The sequence below is a fragment of the Clostridium oryzae genome (assembly GCF_002029235.1).
Taxonomy (GTDB): Bacteria; Bacillota; Clostridia; order Clostridiales; family Clostridiaceae; genus Clostridium_AE; species Clostridium_AE oryzae.
In genome coordinates this window covers 1-2,361 of the sequence record NZ_MZGV01000141.1, presented here as the reverse complement: position 1 = coordinate 2,361, position 2,361 = coordinate 1, and the positions used below count along the sequence as shown (strand labels likewise).

At 27.2% G+C, this 2,361-nt stretch carries 4 protein-coding genes; 2 read left to right on the top strand and 2 right to left on the bottom strand.

Annotated features, from left to right (window positions below):
* Positions 1-274: 274 nt before the first annotated feature.
* On the bottom strand, positions 275-565 hold the full coding sequence (locus tag CLORY_RS22660) for a hypothetical protein (protein ID WP_079428843.1): 291 nt from the start codon (positions 563-565) through the stop codon (positions 275-277).
* A gap of 38 nt (positions 566-603) precedes the next feature.
* The gene (locus tag CLORY_RS22655) at positions 604-867 is read right to left on the bottom strand and encodes a hypothetical protein (protein WP_079428841.1); all 264 of its coding nucleotides are present in this window, start codon (positions 865-867) and stop codon (positions 604-606) included.
* A 342-nt stretch (positions 868-1,209) separates the two neighbouring features.
* Here CLORY_RS22655 and CLORY_RS24295 point away from each other — a divergent pair, with 342 nt between their 5' ends.
* Both CLORY_RS24295 and CLORY_RS22645 read left to right on the top strand, forming a co-directional pair.
* The gene (locus CLORY_RS24295; RefSeq protein WP_079428839.1) at positions 1,210-1,509 is read left to right on the top strand and encodes a glycosyltransferase family 39 protein; all 300 of its coding nucleotides are present in this window, start codon (positions 1,210-1,212) and stop codon (positions 1,507-1,509) included.
* Positions 1,491-1,829 carry a hypothetical protein gene (locus CLORY_RS22645; RefSeq protein WP_079428837.1) on the top strand — a complete coding sequence of 113 codons (339 nt, stop codon included), beginning with the start codon at positions 1,491-1,493 and terminating at the stop codon, positions 1,827-1,829. The genes CLORY_RS24295 and CLORY_RS22645 overlap by 19 nt, the downstream gene beginning before the upstream one ends.
* Positions 1,830-2,361 lie beyond the last annotated feature (532 nt).

Sequence of the window (2,361 nt, the reverse complement as noted above, 5' to 3'; positions counted from 1 at the left end):
ATATAATTTTGTTGATATTTTTCAACTGTAAATAATTATTATGAAGTTTCCTTAATTAAGGTTAATTGAAAAAATAACTTCTGTTTTCCCGACTTCTATTAAATTAAAGGAGTAAACTCAGTTTTTGGTGCGTAAAATCAGTGTTTATTATTGTAAAAATAGTTTATAATCTCTATGAGATAGCAAAATACATGAATTTTTTGCATGTATAATAGGCCACCCAAAATTTATTAAAAACTAAAATCCGGAGATATTTATCCAAGATTTTACTATCCTATTTTTTTAAAAGTGTAGGTTTTAAATACACTTCGTCTGGTTGAATTTGTTTTAGCAGAGGCTTGTTCATTAGCATTTGAGCCAGTTTGAATGGTATGTGGCCATTTAAATTGGCTCTTGACGTACTATTGATATTGTTTATAGCCAAAGTTATTTGTTGCTGAGTAAATTTATTAAATGATTCACCTTTATGAAAGATATATATTATGTATTCATGGTTCTTTTCAATGTGAGGCTTCTGATATGAAGCCATTGGGTCACAATAAAATATCTTTGTACTATTATTCACATAAGCATCATATTCAAATATTTCAGGTGCTTTAAACTCTAACCATTATCAGTTAATATCACAAGAAAACTTTCCTTAAATACTTCTTCTCCAAAAGATTCGTAAAGCTCATCTATGATCTTCTTAACATCTAATTGAGTGCAAGAATCAATTATAAATGCAAGCATTAATGAGCATTTACAGAAAAAGAATGTTAGAAGTACTTTACCGTTTCTTGTACCATGGACCGTATCCATTTCACCTACTGAAGTATCTGAATTTTCTACAAGAAACAAATTAAAATCAACATATGTTCTTCCCATTCTATGTAATGCCTTGCTATCTGAAGATGTCGTAGAAGTTTTCTTCCTAGACTTAAGCTTTATCTTTCGAGGAAGATCAATTTTTTAGCCGCCAACTCATATTTTTTAAATATATCAAAAAAATGGAAGTTGCAAATTCATTTTACGTTTCCTTAATTAAGCTTGTTTGAAAAGCTTTCAATTATGGTTTATTATGTTATAATTAATAAATAAATACAAATTGTTCTAACGTAAATTCAACTACTATTAGACAGTATTATTGTTAATCCTATAGTTATTTTCTTATATAATATAGAAAAAGCTAATGTTTTTTAGTTACAAGCTTGTTTTTGCAATTAATATATAATAGATTTTTATAATAGGATCGAAAGAAAAATATTTAATAGCAAGATTGTAATTATTTCAGTACTTTTTGATACTTTCTGCATATCAGAAATATGGTGTGCTAATCTCATATTGACAGAAACTTTCTTTAAGTTTTTTGTCATGCTTTTAGTACTTTTTTCCCTAGAGGCTTTAGAAAAGAATAAATTAATATACTATATGTTTGAGGTAATATTTTGGGGACTCGCAACACTATCTAGTCCAACAATTGATTTATATCATATTGTAATACTTATAATGTGGCTTATAAGAAAATAAAATTTATTGATTGTGTAAAATATGCCTCGATTACTGTTATCATATTTTCAGCAATTTTAACTCCATGGTGGATAAGAAATTACAACCTTTTTCATAAATTCATACCTTTCACTTTAGCTACAGGAAATCCTATGCTTCAAGGTACATACATAAATTATGATCAAAGTTCTAGAAAAACAGATGACTTAAATTATAGACAATTTGATTACAGTTATATACATAACTCCGAGCAAAAGCAGAATGATGTAGAGATAGATATCTCAAAATATGGGTTAGAGAAACTTTTTCTAAAATACCCATTAAAATTTACATTATGGTGAACTTTTGAAAAAACATGGTGGTAGATAAACTACCCATTCTACTTGAATCAAATATTAGGAATAATCTTCATTGCAGCAGGTTTATATCATGTTATTATGATACTATTATGTATCATGGGTATATGCTTATCTGCAAGAGATAAGCTAAAAAACAAATTAGCTCTACTGCCTATGATGTTTATAATATATTTTATCGCCGTATATTTGCCTTTTTTACAATGGGACGATATTTCTATCCTGCTATGCCATATGTACTGATGATCTCGTCTTATTGCTTATTAAAATTGTGCGACAAATATGGAATAAATATATTTTTTAGAAAGCATAGAAAAATAAAAAACTTGCTTGAATCATGATTATATCGTAGAGAATTTGACCTTTAAATTTATCTACAAAAGCTAAATATATAAATTGTGAAAATTCTAATATATTCTGTCTTCTAGAAGATTATATGGTCGAACCTGTTTAGCATTGATATTTTAGAAGCCACAATATAAGAATTTTATCACACTTTATATAGATACTATAAAAA